10 protein-coding genes are annotated in these 20975 nt (G+C 35.9%); 3 read left to right on the top strand and 7 right to left on the bottom strand.

The genetic code is table 11. The features are described from left to right. Window positions 1-38: 38 nt before the first annotated feature. The 6 genes from H7350_RS10925 to thrA all read right to left on the bottom strand — a co-directional run bounded on the left by H7350_RS10925 (window position 39) and on the right by thrA (window position 7171). A complete protein-coding gene (locus H7350_RS10925; protein ID WP_204345962.1) occupies window positions 39-329 on the bottom strand; it encodes a 4a-hydroxytetrahydrobiopterin dehydratase in 291 nt (96 codons plus the stop codon). A 115-nt stretch (window positions 330-444) separates the two neighbouring features. Further along, window positions 445-1278, bottom strand: a complete 834-nt coding sequence (locus H7350_RS10920; RefSeq protein ID WP_204345961.1) for a sugar nucleotide-binding protein — start codon at window positions 1276-1278, stop codon at window positions 445-447. A gap of 22 nt (window positions 1279-1300) precedes the next feature. Then, window positions 1301-2371 carry a glycine cleavage system aminomethyltransferase GcvT gene (gene gcvT, locus H7350_RS10915; protein ID WP_204345960.1) on the bottom strand — a complete coding sequence of 357 codons (1071 nt, stop codon included), beginning with the start codon at window positions 2369-2371 and terminating at the stop codon, window positions 1301-1303. A gap of 138 nt (window positions 2372-2509) precedes the next feature. Then, window positions 2510-3805: a threonine synthase gene (gene thrC, locus H7350_RS10910; protein ID WP_204345959.1), complete on the bottom strand. Its 1296-nt coding sequence runs from the start codon at window positions 3803-3805 to the stop codon at window positions 2510-2512. Further along, window positions 3806-4726, bottom strand: a complete 921-nt coding sequence (locus H7350_RS10905; RefSeq protein WP_204345958.1) for a homoserine kinase — start codon at window positions 4724-4726, stop codon at window positions 3806-3808. Continuing rightward, window positions 4727-7171 carry a bifunctional aspartate kinase/homoserine dehydrogenase I gene (thrA, locus tag H7350_RS10900; RefSeq protein WP_204345957.1) on the bottom strand — a complete coding sequence of 815 codons (2445 nt, stop codon included), beginning with the start codon at window positions 7169-7171 and terminating at the stop codon, window positions 4727-4729. A 320-nt stretch (window positions 7172-7491) separates the two neighbouring features. On the opposite strand from thrA, the gene H7350_RS10895 reads away from it, so the two are divergent. Continuing rightward, a complete protein-coding gene (locus tag H7350_RS10895; RefSeq protein ID WP_204345956.1) occupies window positions 7492-9048 on the top strand; it encodes an NAD(P)H-hydrate dehydratase in 1557 nt (518 codons plus the stop codon). A 43-nt stretch (window positions 9049-9091) separates the two neighbouring features. Here H7350_RS10895 and H7350_RS10890 read toward each other — a convergent pair whose 3' ends face one another. Further along, window positions 9092-10471, bottom strand: a complete 1380-nt coding sequence (locus H7350_RS10890; protein ID WP_204345955.1) for a TlpA family protein disulfide reductase — start codon at window positions 10469-10471, stop codon at window positions 9092-9094. A gap of 127 nt (window positions 10472-10598) precedes the next feature. Between H7350_RS10890 and hutH the strand changes: the two genes are divergently transcribed. After that, on the top strand, window positions 10599-12110 hold the full coding sequence (hutH, locus tag H7350_RS10885; RefSeq protein ID WP_204345954.1) for a histidine ammonia-lyase: 1512 nt from the start codon (window positions 10599-10601) through the stop codon (window positions 12108-12110). A gap of 374 nt (window positions 12111-12484) precedes the next feature. Next, window positions 12485-20975 (top strand): HYR-like domain-containing protein (locus H7350_RS10880; protein WP_204345953.1); only part of this gene is annotated, 8491 nt, incomplete at its 3' end.

Below are 20975 nucleotides of genomic sequence, written 5' to 3'. Positions count from 1 at the left end.
GTTTAGATAGGCATAGAGTTCAAAAATTGAACCAAAATTTAGTCTTGAACTTCAACGATAGCTTCAATTGCTTCAGCAAGTTTAAAATCTTTTTCGGTAACACCATCAACGTCATGAGTAGATAATGAAATCTTTAATACATTGTAAATGTTTGTCCATTTTGGATGGTGGTTTTGAGCTTCACATTCAAAAGCAATTCGACTCATAGCACTAAAGCAATCTTTGAAATTATCAAATTCAAATTCGGCATACAGGCTATTATTTCTGTGTTCCCAGTCTGGAAATCGTAGTAATCGTTTTTCAATGTTTTCATCTTTCATTAAACTCATAGGCATTTATTTTACTTAAATGTACGGTAATTTGTCGTAAAATAATAGTTATAATCGTTTGAAACTATAAAAAAAGATAAAGCGATTGGTTTTTACTGTAAAATGTAATATGTCCTTATTTTAAAAGGTCGTCTAGAACTTCTTTACTCGTAATTTCTAAGTGCTTCGGAAGCTTATTAAATTTTGGTAAAACAGCTAAATAACGATCTTCATTAGTGGTATAAACATGTTTGTAAACGACTCCGTTTTTTGAGGAAATCAGACTGATAATGTCTTTGATGTATTCGTCATGGTGAACTAAATCGGTACTTCCCAGATGAAAGATGCCAAACTTGTTTCTATTAATGATATAATGAATTTGCTGAGTGATTTTAGAGTCGGTCGTCACATTCATGATGATGTTAGGAAAAATTTCAATAGCCGTTTTATCATGTAAATGTTGCTTGATTTCTTTTAGTCGTGGAGATTGCGAACCTAAAACCATTGGTAATCTGAGAATGGCTACTTTTTTCTTCGGAAGGCGAAGTAATAAATTTTCAATTTTAATCTTAAAATGCCCATAAATACTACCACTCAGAGTTTTGTCTAACTCATAGCTTGGATATTTACTATAAGCATCAAAAACATTCGCTGATGATAGAAAAATTAGCTTGCAATCGTGTTCTAGAATGTATTCTGAAATGTGATGATGAGCAATAGTTTGTGCGTTAAAATCACCACGTAAGCACGAAATTATAATAGATGGTTTAGTGGCTTCCAGAACTTCGTAAACATCGTCTTCTTCAACATTGTATTGAAAAAAATGATGGTTGTCTTCATAGATTTTCTTCGGAATACGATAGGTGCCATAGGTTTTAAAATAGGCACAAAGTTCTTTGTATATAGCATTTCCAATAAATCCGCTAGCGCCTAAAATTAAAATACGGTGTTTACTTTCAAACGCTTTCATTACGATACTTTGAATCTATCAATTATCCTTTGTAAAAAGGTAATTTTACTACAGTTGCAGGTACAGCATTTTTGCGAATTTGAACAAGTATTTTACTACCAGCTTCCGAAAAAATTGGAGGCACATAACCTAAACCAATACCTTTACCTAAACTAGGTGACATGGTTCCAGAGGTAACATTTCCTATGGTTTTACCACTAGAATCTACAATATCATAACCTTGACGCGGAATGCCTCTTTCATCCAATTCAAAAGCAACTAGCTTGCGTTCTGGTCCACGGCGTTTTTCATCTTCTAAAGCTTCAGAATTGGTGAACTTTTTTGAGAATTTTGTAATCCAGCCCAATCCGGCTTCAATAGGAGAAGTAGTATCGTCAATATCATTTCCATAGAGACAATACCCCATTTCCAGGCGAAGCGTGTCACGTGCAGCAAGTCCGATAGGTTTTGCTCCAGCTTCTATAACCTTGTCCCAAATTTGTTTCACTTCAGAATTTTTACAATAGATTTCAAATCCGCCACTTCCAGTATAACCTGTTGCAGAAATAATCACGTGTTCAATACCAGCAAAATCACCAACGACAAAGTTGTAGAATTTAATTTCCGCTAGGTCATGACTTGACAATGACTGCATGGCTTCGACAGCTTTTGGACCTTGAATGGCTAATAGCGAATAATCTTCGCTCAAATCACGCATTTCGGCACCTACATCATTTTTAGAGCTAATCCAGTTCCAGTCTTTTTCAATATTACTCGCATTTACGACAAGTAAATAGGTTTCTTCTTTTATTCTGTATACGATAAGATCATCAACAATTCCTCCATCATCATTTGGCAAGCAGCTGTATTGTGCTTTTCCAACCGTTAACTTTGACGCATCATTACTACATACTTTCTGAATCAAATCAAGCGCATTTGGTCCTTCAATTAAAAATTCACCCATATGCGATACATCAAACACACCAACACCAGTTCTAACGGCTTCATGTTCTATATTGACACCATCATATTGAACGGGCATATTATATCCTGCAAATGGTACCATTTTAGCACCTAAGGCTTCATGAGTTGCGGTTAAAGCTGTGTTTTTCATCATTATATATTTTGTAGAATAGCAAAATGATTTGCATTCAAATTTGTTCTGCAAAAGTATTGAAAATAATCATTCTTACAGAAAGATATTTTGATGAAAAACTGTTAAGAAATTGAACAATGTGTCTTTTAACTATATCTAAGAATTTAGTAAAAATACTTTCAAATCCTCATATGTAGAAATCTTTGTGGCTACTTTGGTTTTGTCCATAACAGCTTCAATTTGAGGTGGTAAATCTACGTTGGTTTGTATCACCTCTTCAACAACATCTAAAAACTTTGTTGGATGTGCGGTTTCTAAAAATACACAATGCGTATTCTCATGTGTTTTTAAATACTCTTTACAGCCTAAATAACCTACTGCTCCATGCGGATCAGCAACGTAATTATAACGCTCGTATATTTCTAATAATGCTGCTTTGGTTTCCGCATCAGAATAACTAAACGACGATAAATTTGATTTTAACTGTTTAAAGTCATTCTTATAAATTTCCTGTATGCGAATAAAGTTACTTGGGTTTCCAACATCCATCGCATTACTAATTGTTTGTACTGATGGTTTCGGATTATAGTGTTCAGTTTTTAAGTATTCTGTTACGACATTATTGGCATTGTTAGCAGCAATAAAATGTTTTATAGGCAAGCCTAATTGTTGCGCTACCATTCCTGCGCAGATATTTCCGAAGTTTCCACTAGGAATAGAAAAAACAATAGAGTTATGTTGTTGGTGTAATTGCTTATAAGCAAACATAAAATAGAACAGTTGCGGCAACCAGCGAGCTACATTAATCGAGTTGGCAGATGTCAGTTGCATTTTACTGGTAATGGACTCGTCTAAAAAAGCTTTTTTCACCATATCCTGACAGTCGTCAAAGACACCATCAACTTCTAAAGCGGTTATGTTTTGTCCTAAAGTTGTGAGTTGCTTTTCCTGAATATCACTTACTTTTCCTGAAGGATATAATATAACTACGTTCACTCCCTTTACACCTAAAAAACCATTAGCAACAGCACCACCTGTGTCACCTGAAGTAGCGACTAAAACGGTCACATCTTTGTCATTATTTTGATTAAAATAACCGAGACATCGTGCCATAAATCGTGCACCAACATCTTTAAAGGCCATAGTCGGGCCATGAAATAATTCTAATGTCGAAATGTGCTCATTGAGTTTGATAACCGGAAAATCAAATGACAAAGTCTCTTCGATAATTGTTTTTAAAACAGGTTCGGGAATTTCAGGAGTTACAAATTGTTTGATTGCTTCAAAAGCAATGTCGTTATATGACTTACTCGCTATAGCTTCAAAAAATGAAGCGGGTAATGGCGTAATTGTTTCAGGGAAGTACAAGCCTCTGTCTGGTGCAAGGCCTTTAATTACGGCATTTGCAAATGAGGTGTCAGGAGCTTTTCTATTTAGACTGTAATATTTCATTTATAAAATTTTAATGCCTTTAGTGTTAATTTTCGAATTATAAATTTCAAAAGGAATAGCCGTTTTTGAATACACATTTTCAATAGCGGTTGCGACATTTTGAGCCACGTCTTTTCCATGGCATAAACTAAAAACCGACGGGCCAGATCCTGAAATCCCACAACCTAAAGCACCATGTGTTATAGCAGTTTGCCTTACCGTATTAAAATGCGGAATTAGCTGACTTCGATGTGGTTCTACAATAACGTCAGTTAAGGATTTACTCATTAAATCATAATCACTCGTGTGTAAAGCATGAACTAAACTACCTACATTAGACCATTGTGTAATCGCGTCTTGTAGTGCAACTTGTTTAGGTAAAATCGCACGTGCTTCTGATGTTTTTATTTCAATTTGCGGATGAATAATAACAACATATAAGTCCTTAGGAGTAGGTAACTGAATAATGTCTAATGGTGCTACAGATTTCACAAGTGTAAATCCTCCAAAAATTGCAGGTGCAATATTGTCGGCATGCTCGCATTGGCTCGCTAGAGCTTCACCTTTCATAGCAAAATTAGTAAGTTGAGTTTTACTGTATGGTCTGCCTAATAATTCATTCATGGCAAATACACTACCAACAGCACTGGCAGAACTGCTGCCAATACCACTTCCAGGTTTAATATTTTTATAAATCTCGATTTCAAAACCAAAATCTGGTTGTGCATCATTTAACATTGCCAGCGCTGACACTCCTGCTACGTTTTTTTCGGCTTCAAAGGGTAAATCATAGCCTTCAATTTTAGTGATATGAATCCCTTTTTTAGAGGTCTTTCTTATCGTCATTTTATCGCCAATACTGTCTAAGCAAAATCCGAGGACATCAAATCCGCAAGATACATTTGCTACTGTTGCAGGTGAGAATATTGTAAGTGCTTCCATTTATTTATTTCCAGTTCTAATAATGTCAGCAAAAAGTCCAGAAGCGGTTACATCTGCACCAGCGCCAGCACCTTTGATAATCATAGGTTGCTCAGGGTAACGCTGTGTATAATACATGACGATATTATCTTTTCCTTCAAGGTTGTAAAACGGATGTCCTTTAGGAATTTCTTTTAATCCAACTTTTGCTTTTCCATTATTAAATTCGGCAACATATTTCAGCTGACAATCGTTTGCTTTAGCACTGCTGTATAGCTTCTGAAAATGAGCTTCATCATCAATAAGTGTATTGTAAAAATCTTCAACCGAATTGCTGTCTAAATTAGCTTTAGTCAAAAAGGACGTATTTTCAATATCAGATAGATTCATTTCAGTACCACTTTCACGAGCTAAAATTAAAATTTTTCTGGCAACATCAACACCACTTAAGTCAATTCTTGGATCGGGTTCGGTATAGCCTTCTTTTTGTGCTTGTTTTACGACATCATGAAATTTTGTACTGTCATTAAAGTTATTGAATACAAAATTGAGACTTCCAGATAACACAGCTTGAATAGACGTGATTTTATCACCCGAAGCGACCAAATTGTTTAGCGTGTCTATTACAGGTAAACCTGCGCCAACATTAGTTTCAAACAAAAATGGCGCATTGTATTTTCGAGACAATTCTTTAAGTGAATTGTAGTTTTCAAAAGCACTCGAACAGGCAATTTTATTACAAGCCACAACAGCAATACTATGTTTGAGATATGCTGCATATAGATTAGAAACGTCTTCATTTGCAGTAACATCTACAAAAATACTGTTTCGTAAATTGAGTTTTATAGCCTGTTCCAAAAACCCATTTAAAGAGGCTTTTTCGCCAGACGCTAAGTTTGTTTTCCAATCTTTTAAAGACAGACCACCTTCGTCAAAAATCATGGTTCTGGAATTGGATAAACCAACGATTTTAAGATTGATTTTAAGTTGTTCTTTTAGGTATTTTCGCTGCTGCTTGATTTGCTCTACCAATCGCTCTCCAACATTACCTACACCAGTGATAAAGACATTTAGTTGTTTAGTTTTGGCTTCAAAGAAACGTTCGTGTAATGTGTTTAATGCTTTTTTTACGTCATTTTCTGAAATGACTGCTGAAATGTTTTTTTCGGAAGCTCCCTGAGCAATTGCTCTAATATTAATGTTGTTTTTTCCTAAGGTACTAAACATCTTTCCGCTAATACCTTGATGACTTTTCATTTTATCACCTACGAGCGCTATGATTGATAAATCAGTTTCAACGATAATCGGATCAATTTTATGTAAGGATATTTCATTCTCAAACGTAGAATCTATAGCTTTTTTAGCTCTTTGCGAATCCTTAATATCAATACCAAAACAAATCGAATGCTCTGAGGAGGCTTGTGTGATAAAAATCACATTAATTTTCTCTTGGGCTAAGGTTTCAAATAATCGTTTTGAAAATCCAGGAATACCAACCATGCCATTACCTTGAAGGGTTAGTAAAGCTATATTGTTAATGTTCGAAATTCCTTTTACAGCATTAGAATTTCCGTTAGAATCATTTGAGATTTTCGTGCCAAATGCTTCGGGTTCTAAAGTGTTTTTTATGTGAATTGGGATGTTTAGATTTAAAACGGGTTGTACCGTTGGAGGATATAATACTTTAGCACCAAAATGTGATAATTCCATTGCTTCTTGGTATGATAAATGCTCAATAGGGAAGGCCTGTTTAACCATTTTAGGATTTGTGGTGTACATCCCACTAACATCAGTCCAGATTTCTAAACGATTGACATTAAGAGCAGCTGCGACTATGGCAGCAGTGAAGTCAGATCCGCCTCGCCCCAGAGTTGTTATTTCTCCTTGTTCTGATTTAGAAATAAAGCCTGGTAGTATGGTTATTTGTTGTTTGGCTTCAGAAAAATAATGCCTAATGTTTTGATTGGTTTGGTCGTAAAGCACTTCAGCTTTTGTGAAATTTGAATTAGTAACAATGAGCTCTTGACTGTTTTTTCTCAAGCAATCTAGTCCGCGTTTTTTCATCGTTTCAGCAATCATAAATGAGGACAGAAGTTCTCCAAAACTAACTAATTTGTCAGATGTTTTCGGTGATATTTCATTAATCAAAAAGATTCCATCGAGCAAGTTTCTAAGTTCTTGTAATTTGTCATTTAGATGGTTTGAAATGGCATCACCTTCCGAAGGAACTAATTTAGATAAAATGGTATGGTGAATTTCAGAAATCGTTTCAAATTCTGAAATGTAATCTTTGTTCTTCGTTTGCGCTAATTCTCCAGCTTTGAGTAATTTATCTGTAATGCCGCCAACGGCTGAAACCACACAAATTACCTTGTCGGTTTTAGAATAATCATCTAGAATCGATATTACACTATTTATATTTTTTGCTGAACCTACTGAAGTTCCTCCAAATTTTAAGACATTCATTTGTAGCTATTTAAAAGTAATGGGTTGTTTTTTCCTAATAAAGGATTGTGATAGGGTTGAAGATATATATAGACTAAATACCCCTAAGGGTAATTGTAAAAATAATAGTCCCAAAGTTGATTGGGCTCATATGTGTTAATATTTGTACGTCGTTTTGCATAAATAGTAGTCTATACCTTTCAAAAGTATTATTTTTACAAGAATAAAAAAACTTAACAGGTCGTTTTACATTTTTTTCAGTTAAACTCATGAAAAATGATTTAATGACTTTAATTAGTGCTGAAAACTGATAATTTAATAACTGATTTTAAACCTTATACATGAAAATATTTTCCAAAGAGCAAATTTATGAAGGTGATCAATTGACTTCAAAAAAGCAAAATATATCCTCAACTGAACTGATGGAGCGTGCGGGAATTCAAATCTTTAATTGGCTGCATGTACGAATGCAAGGGGCTCAAGTGCCTATTCATGTGTTTTGCGGAATTGGAAATAATGGTGGCGACGGACTAGTCGTAGCTAGGCATTTAATTACTCATGGGTATAATGTGCATATCTATGTAGTAAATTGTAGTGATAAGCGTTCGAAAGACTTTTTAATCAATTATGATTTGATTAAACAAACCACTAAAAAGTGGCCGGAAATGTTAGGGTGTCAAGCCGATTTTCCTGAAATTCATAAAGATGATATCATCGTTGATGCTGTTTTTGGAATTGGACTTAATAGACCTGCAAATGATTGGGTAAAATTGTTGTTTGCACATTTTAGAACAAGTAAGGCGTTTACACTTTCAATTGATATTCCTTCAGGTGTTTATACAGACAAAACACCAGAAGATGATAACGATGTGGTTTGGGCAAATTATACCTTAAGTTTTCAATCTCCAAAACTAGTGTTCTTTTTACCTGAAACTTCTAAATTCACAACGCAATGGGAAGTCTTAGATATTGGTATTGATCGCGAATTTTTATTTGCAACTCAAACAGAAGCAGAGCTAATAGGAAAGCACGAAGTATTACCAATATATAAACCTCGTGAAAAATTTGCTCATAAAGGGGATTACGGACACAGTTTAATCATAGGAGGAAGTTATGGTAAGATTGGTTCTGTGGTATTAGCCAGTAAGGCAGCCTTGTCGATAGGAGCAGGTTTAGTTACATCGTTTTTGCCCAAATGTGGTTATCAAATTATGCAAACAGTATTACCTGAAGCTATGGTTATTACTGATGAAAATGAAACGTTGATTTCGGATATAGTATTTGATTTTGAGCCCGATGTAATCGGTTTAGGCGTCGGTATGGGAACAGATAAAGTAACGATTACAGCGCTTGAAAAGTTTCTAAAAAATAACACAACACCTTTAGTGATTGATGCAGATGGACTTAATATATTATCGAAGAAAAAAGCACTTTTAAAACTCCTTCCAGAAACCACCGTTTTAACACCACATCCAAAAGAATTAGAACGTTTAATAGGTGCATGGAAGGATGATTTTGATAAGCTTAATAAGGCAAAAGCATTTTCTAAAAAGTACAAGGTGGTTTTAGTTATTAAAGGTGCCCATACAATTACGGTTTTTAACGAGAAATATTATATTAATACTACAGGTAATCCTGGGATGGCTACAGCAGGAACAGGAGATGTTTTAACAGGTGTTATTACAGGGCTAATTTCTCAAGGATATGATGCGCTGGCAGCTTCAGTTTTCGGTATTTATTTACACGGAAAAGCAGCCGATATAGCTATTGAAGATGTCGGATATCAAAGTTTAATTGCGAGCTATATAAATGATGCCTTGGGTGAAGCTTATATAGATCTTTTTAAGCAACCTGAACAACCTCAAGTTGAAGAAGAAAAAACAGAGGAACCTAAATAAAAAAAACCGCTTTTTCAAGCGGTTTTTTTATGCGTTTAAAGCATTACATTTGAAGCTCTTTTTCTAAGAGTTTAACAAGATTCGGATCCGATGGTCTTGGTGCATCTGCACTTACTATATTTCCGTTAGGGTCAATTAAAATAAATCTTGGAATACCTTGAATAGCATAGGCTTTAACAAAATCAGAACTCCAGTCTTTATCAGCCATTAATTGTACGCCTCCAAGTTCTTTCTCATCGACCATAGCCAACCATTTGTCACGATTTTTCATTTCGTCAATCGAAGTACTTACAAAGGCAATGTTTTCATTATGGAATTGCTTTTCAACTTCTTTAAGCGAAGGAATTTCTCTAATACAAGGTCCGCACCATGTGGCCCATACATCTACATAAACATATTTTCCTTTTAAATCGGCAAGAGACATGTCTCCACCTTTATGATTTTCATAATTTACAAACTGAGGTGAAGGTTTCCCTTTTACCAAATCTTTGTTTTTTTCGAAGGTTTCGGTTAGCGCTTTTTTAGTGTCTTCATTAGTTGTATTATTCTTAAAGAAGTTATAGATAGATTCCATGTTTTCATTAGCAGGAGAAACTAAAAAATTACCTAAATAATCAATGACGTCATTTTTTAAAGCTGTCACTTTAATAGCTTCTATACTTTGAAGTTCTTTAACAGAAACAGTACTGATATCATCTCCTAAAGTTTTGAAAAGATCGTCTATATTTTGTCTAAATGCCATGTTCTTGTAAGACTGAGATGTCTTATAGGCTTCAGCGTCATCAAAAGTTAAATTCTTTAACTCGTCTGGGAAAAAATCTTCAGACACTTCAAAGTTTTCTTTCTTAGTATAAAACCCATGTCTTTGTGCATAGTTCTTCAGCATTAAATAGTTATCATACACTAGGTTTTGTTTTTCCGTAGCTAAAAATGATTCGTTAGCCTTTTCTAAGGCATGAAGTTGATTTTCATTTTGCGATTGAATACTATCAATGGTGTTTTTAAAACTGGTTTCGTCAGAAGAGTAAAGTGCTTTAGCATTGCTTGTTGCTTTAATAGAGTTTAAAGTTTTAGCAGCCAGATAATTATTTTCTGTAGCACCTTCGCCAGAATAAGAAATACTTTCATCAAATTTTTGGGCATCGATGGTTACATTTAAATTGTTTCCAAAACTTAAGTAAACAGGCGTGTATTCTCTGCCAATTGAAAACGAATAAAATCCACTTTCAGGAATTTGTATTGTATCAGAAAACACACCGTTTTTGTCTATTGATAATTCGGTATTAAAATTTGCATTTTTTAATGTAGCTTTAGTTGCTGAAGAATTTTCTACAGCACCCGAAAGGATAACATAATCAACTTTTGGTTCTTGCTTACAGGCAACAATAGAAATTGCAAATAGAGCTATGATTAATCGTTTCATAATTTATAAGTGTTTAAGTTCATCAAAAATACAGATTATTAGAATTTTAGAAGAAACTTTATTAATTATTAACATTTGTTGCAAAGTAGATATGTTATGCTGAATTTTGACATTGTAAAATCAAACTATGAGTAGTACACATTTTATTTCATCAGAAATTTTAGAATTATCAACCATTAGAGATATTATTTTTCAGAATAAAACAATAGCGCTTTCAAAAGATGCTATTCAAAAGATTGAAAAATGCAGGGATTATTTAGATGATAAAATAAAAAATCAAGACGCACCAATTTATGGTATCAACACAGGATTTGGATCACTATGTAATGTGGAAATTTCAAAAGATAAGTTGACACAATTACAAGAAAATCTTGTGATGTCTCACGCTTGTGGTGTTGGAGAAAAAGTTCCTGATGCAATTGTTAAATTGATGTTGCTACTTAAAGTGCAATCATTAAGTTATGGTCACAGTGGAGTACAACTTCAAACAGTTCAGCGACTGGTCGATTTTTATAACAATGATATTTTGCCAGTCATATATACTAAAGGATCTCTTGGTGCATCTGGTGATTTGGCTCCTCTTGCTCATTTGGCTTTGCCGCTTATCGCTAAAGGAGAGGTTGTTTACGAAGGGGAAATATGTGATGCTTATGAAGTCTTATCAAAATTTAAGTGGGAAGCAATACAGCTTCAATCCAAAGAAGGGTTGGCTTTGTTAAATGGAACTCAATTTATGAGTGCCTACGGAATTCACTTACTTATAAAATCACATCAGCTTTCTTATATGGCTGATTTAATTGGAAGTATTTCTCTCGATGCCTTTGATGGAAGAATAGAACCTTTTAATGCCTTGGTGCATTTGGTAAGACCACACAACGGACAAATTAAAACTGCAGAGCGTATTCGCGAATTTTTAAATGGAAGTGAATTAGTTCAACAGAAAAAAGAACATGTACAAGATCCATATTCATTTCGATGCATCCCTCAAGTTCATGGCGCAACTAAAGATACATTAGACTTTGTACACAAAGTTTTTAAAACCGAAATAAACGCAGTTACAGATAACCCAAATATTTTTGTTGGAGAAGACGAAATTATTTCTGGAGGAAATTTCCATGGGCAGCCATTAGCTTTAGCCCTTGATTATTTAAAGATAGCTATGGCCGAATTAGGTAACATTTCAGAAAGAAGAATCTACCAATTGGTGTCAGGACTTAGAGGTTTACCTGCTTTTTTAGTGGATAATCCCGGTGTTAATTCTGGTTTTATGATTCCGCAATATACAGCAGCAAGTATTGTTAGCGCAAATAAGCAACTAGCAACACCAGCTAGTATTGATAGCATTGTCTCAAGTAATGGTCAGGAAGATCATGTAAGCATGGGAGCAAATGCCGCAACCCAATGTCACGAACTTGTTTATAATGTTGAACGAATTTTAGCTATAGAACTGCTTAATGCATCACAAGCGATACATTTCAGAAAACCAATGAAGTCTTCAAATTTAATTGAATCATTTTTAGGTGCTTATACCAAAGAAGTTGGATTTGTTAAAGAAGATCTAGTTTTTTATAAATTGATTGAAAAAACGATACATTTCATCGATGAATTTTACATCGAAAATGAATTGATTTTCGATTAAATGCAAAAAAAAATGTTCAACTGTTTATTATATAAAAAAAGAATAAATTTATTTGGCAGTCAGTATTTTATAATATACTTTTGAAAGTAAGTTAAGGTGAATTCTATTCATTTTTAGCCTAACGGTAAGTTAATTAATAGCCACTTAATTTACTGTTCTTACCTTAAAATTGTTTAATAGCACAACAATTGATTATTAGCATTTATTAGTATTAGAATGATTTTTTCATTCTAGTTTGATGTTCTGCATAAGCAGTCCATCATATTTGTTTTGAAGCTTAATCGTAAGTCTAGTATTTACGCTTTGCTGACAATACGTGTATTGTCAATATAAATGTTAAGATAATTTTAATTTAAAACCAAAATGTTATGTTTATGAGCAATTTTACTCGAAGTGGTAGACGCGCCAAAATCTGGCAATCTATCACGAACTTATCGTGTTGTAGCATTGATCTTATGACTAAACAAACTAAAAGCATGAAGGCATTTGTCTTTATCATGCTTTTCGCGTTTAGTACAGTTTCAGTGTTCGCACAGCAGTCGGCTCGAAGTACATTCTTCAACCGATGCTTAGCAGACGCGCCTCCAGGCCCAAGTGAGTCTGATGTGGCAAATCTTTATTTAAACCAATGTGACGGAATTCCGGCAGAGGTAATCAAAACACCTCACATTACTGGAAACGATTGTGATTGGAGAGTGGAATACACTTACGATGTTAAGTGTGGTCCTTTCGAAGAGCAAATCAAAATTGTTTACACTGGAGGAGATTTAACAGCACCTCAATTAAATGATGGTGCCGAACTGCCTACAGGTGGTAGTGAATTAAATCTATGTTATAGTGCGATTCCAGAAGGACCGTCTATTTCAGATATCAGTGCATTGTATTTAGACAATTGTAGTGATGTTTTTGTTACTAAATCTGGATCACCAGAAGGTAACGATTGTAACTGGACAGTGACTTATAAGTATACAATTAGTGATGCTTGTGGAAACATGGCTGCTGATTTAGATATCACTTATAGTGGTGGAGATAGCGAAGCGCCTGTCTTTAATAAAGATATGCAATTACCAACAGGAGAAACAGGTTTAAACCTATGTTTTTCTGATAAGTCTCAGGGACCAACTGTAGAAGATATCGCTGCAATGTTTGAGGATAACTGCGGAAGCGTAATAGTTACAAAAGAAGAATATTCAAAAGGAAGCGATTGCAAATGGATGGCTCAATATACTTATACAATTAAAGATGATTGTGATAACTATGCTGAACCAATCGTAATATCTTATAATGGTGGAGATAGTGAAGCTCCTGTTTTAGCAGGTGTTCCAGCTGATATCACTGTTGATTGTGCAGATTTAGTTCCTGAACCAGATTTTAAGAACGTTACTGCAACAGATAACTGTACAGATAAATTAGAAATTACTGTTACTGACAATCCTACTCAATTGGATCCTTGTGTTGGTGGAGTTATTATAAGAACTTACGCTGTTCAAGATGATTGTGGACATAGTGATTCTGAAACTCAAACTATCACAGTATTACCTACGCCAGAAGCTATAGTAACTACACCAGAATTTCCGGAAAGTTTATCTTGTGTAGAAGCTGGATATTATACTGCTGCTGATGCAACATATTCAAATGGAGTAGCTCAAGGAGCTTGTTCTGTATCAGGAAGTATTGTTGCTGATGTTGACTATCAGTTTACAGAGTGTGGAGGTACTATTGTAGTAAATTATGAAGGAACTGATTCTTGTGATCGTCCATTAAGTGCTGGACCTTTCGTAATTAACGTAGACCCAGCGCCTATGGCTGAGTTTGAAGAAGTTGAAAACATGACAGTTTCATGTGAAGAAGCGGCTTCAATCGAAGCAGGTTTATTATCATATAGTAATAATGGTGGTGAAGGATGTTTAATTGAAGGTCAAGTTGAAGGACAATTAAGTGGTTCTTATACTGAGTGCGGAGGAACATTAGAAATAGATTGGTCTTACACTGATGATTGTGATAGAACAATCACAGCTAAGAAAACGATTACTGTTTTACCAGCACCAGCTGCAGAGTTCGAAGAAGTTGAAAACATGGAAATCACATGTGAAGAAGCTAACGCATTCGAGCCAGGATCATTAAGTTATACTAATGGCGGAACTGGAGTTTGTGAAATTTCAGGATCTGTACCAGGAGAATTAAGCGGATCATACGATGAGTGTGGTGGTACATTAGAAATAGATTGGACGTATACTGATGATTGTCAAAGAACAATTACAGCTAAGAAAACAATCACTGTATTGCCAGCACCAGCTGCAGAATTTGAAGAAGTTGAAAACATGGAAATTACATGTGAAGAAGCTAACGCATTCGAAGCTGGATCATTAAGCTATACAAATGGAGGAACTGGAATTTGTGAAATTTCAGGATCTGTACCAGGAGAATTAAGTGGATCATACGATGAGTGTGGTGGTACATTAGAAGTAAACTGGACGTATACTGATGATTGTCAAAGAACAATCACAGCAAGTAAAACAGTTACTGTATTACCAGCACCAGCTGCAGAGTTTGAAGAAGTTGAAAACATGGAAATTACATGTGAAGAGGCTAATTCATTCGAGCCAGGATCATTAAGCTATACTAATGGCGGAACTGGAGTTTGTGAAATTTCAGGATCAGTACCAGGAGAATTAAGTGGATCATACGATGAGTGTGGTGGTACATTAGAAGTAGATTGGACATATACTGATGATTGTCAAAGAACAATTACAGCTAAGAAAACAATCACTGTATTACCAGCACCAGCTGCAGAGTTTGAAGAAGTTGAAAACATGGAAGTTTCATGTGAAGAAGCGGCATCAATTGAAGCAGGATCATTAAGCTATACAAATGGTGGAACTGGAGTTTGTGAAATTTCAGGATCAGTACCAGGAGAATTAAGCGGATCATACGATGAGTGTGGTGGTACATTAGAAGTAAACTGGACGTACACTGATGATTGTAACAGAACAATCACAGCAAGTAAAACAATTACTGTATTACCAGCACCAGCTGCAGAATTCGAAGAAGTTGAAAACATGGAAATTACATGTGAAGAAGCTAATTCATTCGAGCCAGGATCATTAAGCTATACAAATGGAGGAACTGGAGTTTGTGAAATTTCAGGATCAGTACCAGGAGAATTAAGTGGATCATACGATGAGTGTGGTGGTACTTTATTTGTAGATTGGACGTATACTGATGATTGTCAAAGAACAATTACAGCTAAGAAAACAATCACTGTATTACCAGCACCAATGGCTGAGTTTAGCGATGTTCAAGATATTTCTATTGCTTGTGAATTAGCAAGTCAATATGAAGTAAATCCATTAAGCTATACAAATGGCGGAACTGGAGCATGTGAGATTTCAGGATCAGTACCAGGAGAATTAAGTGGATCATACGATGAGTGTGGTGGTACTTTATATGTAGACTGGACTTATACTGATGATTGTAACAGAACGATCACTGCTAGAAAGACTATTAATGTTGAGCCTGCACCAGCAGCTGAGTTTGAAGAAGTTGAAAACATGGAAATTACATGTGAAGAGGCTAACGCATTCGAGCCAGGATTATTAAGTTATACAAATGGCTTAACTGGAGCATGTGAAATTTCAGGATCAGTACCAGGAGAATTAAGCGGATCATACGATGAGTGTGGTGGTACATTAGAAGTAGATTGGACGTATACTGATGATTGTGAAAGAACAATTACAGCTAAGAAAACAATCACTGTATTACCAGCACCAGCTGCAGAATTTGAAGAAGTTGAAAACATGGAAATCACATGTGAAGAGGCTAACGCATTCGAGCCAGGATCATTAAGCTATACAAATGGAGGAACTGGAGCATGTGAGATTTCAGGATCTGTACCAGGAGAATTAAGTGGATCATACGATGAGTGTGGCGGTACATTAGAAGTAGATTGGACGTACACTGATGATTGTCAAAGAACAATTACAGCTAAGAAAACAATCACTGTATTACCAGCACCAATGGCTGAATTTGAAGAAGTTGAAAACATGGAAATTACATGTGAAGAAGCTAATTCATTCGAGCCAGGATCATTAAGCTATACAAATGGTGGAACTGGAGTTTGTGAAATTTCAGGATCTGTACCAGGAGAATTAAGCGGATCATACGATGAGTGTGGTGGTACATTAGAAGTAGATTGGACGTATACTGATGATTGTCAAAGAACGATTACAGCTAAGAAAACAATCACTGTATTGCCAGCACCAATGGCTGAATTTGATGAAGTTGAAGACATAGAGGTTACATGTGAGCAAGCAGGATTAATTCAGGCAGGACCATTAACATATACTAATGGCGGAACTGGAGTTTGTGAAATTTCAGGATCAGTACCAGGAGAATTAAGTGGATCATACGATGAGTGTGGTGGTACATTAGAAATAAACTGGACATATACTGATGATTGTCAAAGAACAATTACAGCAAATGTGATGATTACTGTATTACCAGCACCAGTAGCAGAGTTCGAAGAAGTTGAAAACATGGAGATTACATGTGAAGAAGCTAATTCATTCGAAGCAGGATCATTAAGCTATACAAATGGCGGAACTGGAGCATGTGAAATTTCAGGGTCAGTACCAGGAGAATTAAGTGGTTCTTACACAGAGTGTGGAGGTACATTATTTGTTGATTGGACGTATACTGATGATTGTGAAAGAACAATTACAGCTAAGAAAACAATCACTGTATTACCAGCACCAGCAGCAGAGTTTGAAGAAGTTGAAAACATGGAGATTACATGTGAAGAAGCTAATTCATTCGAAGCAGGATCATTAAGCTATACTAATGGTGGAACTGGAGCATGTGAGATATCAGGATCTGTATCAGGAGAAGCTACACCAGATTATGATGAGTGTGGTGGAGTAATTATCGTAAACTGGACGTACACTGACGATTGTCAAAGAACAATCACAGCAAGTAAAACAGTTACTGTATTACCAGCACCAGCTGCAGAGTTCGAAGAGGTTGAAAACATGGAGATTACATGTGAAGAAGCTAACGCATTCGAAGCAGGATCATTAAGCTATACAAATGGTGGAACTGGAGTTTGTGAAATTTCAGGATCAGTACCAGGAGAATTAAGCGGATCATACGATGAGTGTGGTGGTACATTAGAAGTAGATTGGACTTACACTGATGATTGTCAAAGAACAATTACAGCTAAGAAAACAATCACTGTATTGCCAGCACCAGCTGCAGAATTTGAAGAAGTTGAAAACATGGAGATTACATGTGAAGAGGCTAATTCATTCGAAGCAGGATCATTAAGCTATACTAATGGTGGAACTGGAGTTTGTGAAATTTCAGGATCAGTACCAGGAGAATTAAGCGGATCATACGATGAGTGTGGTGGTACATTAGAAGTAAACTGGACGTATACTGATGATTGTCAAAGAACAATCACAGCAAGTAAAACAGTTACTGTATTACCAGCACCAGCTGCAGAATTTGAAGAAGTTGAAAACATGGAGATTACATGTGAAGAAGCTAATTCATTCGAGCCAGGATCATTAAGCTATACAAATGGTGGAACTGGAGTTTGTGAAATTTCAGGATTAGTACCAGGAGAATTAAGCGGATCATACGATGAGTGTGGTGGTACATTAGAAGTAGATTGGACGTACACTGATGATTGTCAAAGAACAATCACAGCTAAGAAAACAATCACTGTATTACCAGCACCAGCTGCAGAATTTGAATCAGTTGATAACATCACAATTACATGTGAAGAGGCCAATTCATTTGAAGCAGGATCATTAAGCTATACAAATGGAGGAACTGGAGCATGTGAGATTTCAGGATCTGTTCAAGGAGAATTAAGTGGACAGTACTCTGAATGTGGAGGTTTACTGTTTGTTGATTGGACGTATACAGATGATTGTAACAGAACAATTACTGAAAGACAACAAATTAAAGTTAATCCAGCACCAGCTGCAGAGTTCGAAGAAGTTGAAAACATGGAAATTACATGTGAAGAGGCTAATTCATTCGAGCCAGGGTCATTAAGCTATACAAATGGCGGAACTGGAGTTTGTGAAATTTCAGGATCAGTACCAGGAGAATTAAGCGGATCATACGATGAGTGTGGTGGTACATTAGAAGTAGATTGGACGTATACTGATGATTGTAACAGAACAATTACAGCTAAGAAAACAATTACTGTATTACCAGCGCCAGCTGCAGAGTTTGAAGAAGTTGAAAACATGGAAATCACATGTGAAGAAGCTAATTCATTCGAAGCAGGATCATTAAGCTATACAAATGGTGGAACTGGAGCATGTGAGATTTCAGGATCTGTACCAGGAGAAGCGACACCAGATTATGATGAGTGTGGTGGAGTAATTATCGTAAACTGGACGTATACTGATGATTGTCAAAGAACAATCACAGCAAGTAAAACAGTTACTGTATTACCAGCACCAGCAGCTGAGTTTGAAGAAGTTGAAAACATGGAGATTACATGTGAAGAAGCTAACGCATTCGAAGCAGGATCATTAAGTTATACAAATGGTGGAACTGGAGTTTGTGAAATTTCAGGATCAGTACCAGGAGAATTAAGTGGATCATACGATGAGTGTGGTGGTACATTAGAAGTAGATTGGACATACACTGATGATTGTAATAGAACAATTACAGCTAAGAAAACAATCACTGTATTACCAGCACCAGCTGCAGAGTTTGAAGAAGTTGAAAACATGGAAATTACATGTGAAGAAGCTAATTCATTCGAAGCTGGATCATTAAGCTATACAAATGGTGGAACTGGAGCATGTGAGATTTCAGGATCTGTACCAGGAGAAGCGACACCAGATTATGATGAGTGTGGTGGAGTAATTATCGTAAACTGGACGTACACTGATGATTGTCAAAGAACAATCACAGCAAGTAAAACAGTTACTGTATTACCAGCACCAATGGCAGAATTTGAAGAAGTTGAAAACATGGAGATTACATGTGAAGAGGCTAATTCATTCGAGCCAGGATCATTAAGCTATACAAATGGCGGAACTGGAGTTTGTGAAATTTCAGGTTCAGTACCAGGAGAATTAAGCGGATCATACGATGAGTGTGGTGGTACATTAGAAGTAGATTGGACGTATACTGATGATTGTCAAAGAACAATTACAGCTAAGAAAACAATTACTGTATTACCAGCACCAGCTGCAGAGTTTGAAGAAGTTGAAAACATGGAGATTACATGTGAAGAGGCTAATTCATTCGAAGCAGGATCATTAAGCTATACTAATGGTGGAACTGGAGTTTGTGAAATTTCAGGATCAGTACCAGGAGAATTAAGTGGATCATACGATGAGTGTGGTGGTACATTAGAAGTAGATTGGACATATACTGATGATTGTCAAAGAACAATTACAGCTAAGAAAACAATCACTGTATTACCAGCACCAGCTGCAGAGTTTGAAGAAGTTGAAAACATGGAAATTACATGTGAAGAGGCTAATTCATTCGAGCCAGGATCATTAAGCTATACTAATGGTGGAACTGGAGTTTGTGAAATTTCAGGATCAGTACCAGGAGAATTAAGTGGTTCTTACACAGAGTGTGGTGGTACATTAGAAGTAGATTGGACGTATACTGATGATTGTCAAAGAACAATCACAGCTAAGAAAACAATCACTGTATTACCAGCACCTCAAGCTGAGTTTGAAGAAGTTGAAGAGATGACCATTTCATGTGAAGAAGCCAATGCATTCGAAGCAGGATCATTAAGTTATACTAATGGTGGCACTGGAGCATGTGAGATTTCAGGATCAGTAGAAGGAGAAGCTATTCCAATTTATACTGAATGTGGAGGAACAATTTCTGTTAGCTGGATATACACTGATAATTGTCTGAGAACAATCACAGCGACTAAGGTTATTAATGTATTACCAGCACCACAAGCTGAGTTTGAAGAAGTAGAAGACATGACCATTTCATGTGAAGAAGCCAATGCATTCGAAGCAGGATCATTAAGTTATACTAATGGTGGCACTGGAGTTTGTGAAATTTCAGGATCAGTACCAGGAGAATTAAGCGGATCATACGATGAGTGTGGTGGTACATTAGAAGTAGATTGGACGTATACTGATGATTGTAACAGAACAATTACAGCTAAGAAAACAATTACTGTATTACCAGCGCCAGCTGCAGAGTTTGAAGAAGTTGAAAACATGGAAATCACATGTGAAGAAGCTAATTCATTCGAAGCAGGATCATTAAGCTATACAAATGGTGGAACTGGAGCATGTGAGATTTCAGGATCTGTACCTGGAGAAGCGACACCAGATTATGATGAGTGTGGTGGAGTAATTATCGTAAACTGGACGTACATTGATGATTGTCAAAGAACAATCACAGCAAGTAAAACAGTTACTGTATTACCAGCACCAGCAGCTGAGTTTGAAGAAGTTGAAAACATGGAGATTACATGTGAAGAAGCTAATTCATTCGAGCCAGGATCATTAAGCTATACAAATGGTGGAACTGGAGTTTGTGAAATTTCAGGATCAGTACCAGGAGAATTAAGTGGATCATACGATGAGTGTGGTGGTACATTAGAAGTAGATTGGACGTATACTGATGATTGTAACAGAACAATTACAGCTAAGAAAACAATCACTGTATTACCAGCACCAATGGCTGAGTTTGAAGAAGTTGAAGACATGGAGATTACATGTGAAGAGGCTAATTCATTCGAGCCAGGATCATTAAGCTATACAAATGGTGGAACTGGAGTTTGTGAAATTTCAGGATCTGTACCAGGAGAATTAAGCGGATCATACGATGAGTGTGGTGGTACATTAGAAGTAG

Source organism: Psychroserpens algicola (assembly GCF_014526325.1).
Classification (GTDB): Bacteria; Bacteroidota; Bacteroidia; order Flavobacteriales; family Flavobacteriaceae; genus Psychroserpens; species Psychroserpens algicola.
This window is presented reverse-complemented; position numbering and strand designations above follow the sequence as displayed.

What these genes read in the sequence shown, in the direction of transcription:
- H7350_RS10895 (WP_204345956.1), top strand. Translation starts at nt 7,492, where the DNA reads ATGAAAATATTTTCCAAAGAGCAAATTTATGAAGGTGATCAATTGACT.
- hutH (WP_204345954.1), top strand. Translation starts at nt 10,599, where the DNA reads ATGAGTAGTACACATTTTATTTCATCAGAAATTTTAGAATTATCAACC.
- H7350_RS10890 (WP_204345955.1), bottom strand. Translation starts at nt 10,471, where the DNA reads ATGAAACGATTAATCATAGCTCTATTTGCAATTTCTATTGTTGCCTGT.
- gcvT (WP_204345960.1), bottom strand. Translation starts at nt 2,371, where the DNA reads ATGAAAAACACAGCTTTAACCGCAACTCATGAAGCCTTAGGTGCTAAA.
- thrA (WP_204345957.1), bottom strand. Translation starts at nt 7,171, where the DNA reads ATGAATGTCTTAAAATTTGGAGGAACTTCAGTAGGTTCAGCAAAAAAT.
- H7350_RS10920 (WP_204345961.1), bottom strand. Translation starts at nt 1,278, where the DNA reads ATGAAAGCGTTTGAAAGTAAACACCGTATTTTAATTTTAGGCGCTAGC.
- H7350_RS10905 (WP_204345958.1), bottom strand. Translation starts at nt 4,726, where the DNA reads ATGGAAGCACTTACAATATTCTCACCTGCAACAGTAGCAAATGTATCT.
- thrC (WP_204345959.1), bottom strand. Translation starts at nt 3,805, where the DNA reads ATGAAATATTACAGTCTAAATAGAAAAGCTCCTGACACCTCATTTGCA.
- H7350_RS10925 (WP_204345962.1), bottom strand. Translation starts at nt 329, where the DNA reads ATGAGTTTAATGAAAGATGAAAACATTGAAAAACGATTACTACGATTT.